Annotated in this window: 2 pseudogenes; both read right to left on the bottom strand. The window is 65.6% G+C overall.

What is annotated here, in order from left to right:
- Window positions 1-302, bottom strand: a pseudogene (locus tag EN781_RS33795) (mandelate racemase/muconate lactonizing enzyme family protein); the annotation flags it as partial.
- A 27-nt stretch (window positions 303-329) separates the two neighbouring features.
- Window positions 330-564: pseudogene (locus EN781_RS33790) on the bottom strand (GntR family transcriptional regulator); the annotation flags it as partial.

The raw sequence follows: 564 nt of genomic DNA, 5'->3' as shown, positions 1-564 counted from the left end.
ATGTAGGGGCTGCCCTTGAACACCGTGTCCATCAGCCGGCCGATGCCGGCAAGGCCGCGCGGATCCTGGCCGATGAGATGAGGTGCGATTTCCGGCACGCCGGCGCGGGTGCCGGCCGGGAACGCGGCCGAGTAGAAATTGCCGAGCGGCGCCATCTCGCCCCAGCCGGTCACGCCGTTGTCGGACGTGATGGCGACGATCACCGCGTCGAAGCAATCGGCGACGCGCCCCTTCGACATGCGGTAGGGCCCGTCCACGAAGGGCTGCACGACATGGTAGGCTTTGATACTCTTGATCTTCACGTTGTCGTCCGTTGTCTGCGGGATTGGTCAGGCGCCCTTCGATGCGCGCTTTTCGAGGCCGCGCGCATAGGCGAGAAGCTCCTCGAAATCGAGGTCGATATGTTCGCGCGCATGGCGTTGGGCGGCGCGCATGTCGTTGCCTTTGAGCAGGCGCACATAGGTGTCATGCACATCCTCGGCGGGTACCGGCTCGGCGCGGGCCTGCTGGTGGAGGGCGAAATACATCTGCAGCCGGCTGGTCAGGCGCTGCCAGGTCTCGAGC

The sequence above is a fragment of the Mesorhizobium sp. M4A.F.Ca.ET.090.04.2.1 genome, from assembly GCF_003999085.1.
In the GTDB taxonomy this organism is placed as follows: Bacteria; Pseudomonadota; Alphaproteobacteria; order Rhizobiales; family Rhizobiaceae; genus Mesorhizobium.
Note: the sequence above shows the minus strand (reverse complement) of the source record. Positions and strands in the feature narration are given on the sequence as shown.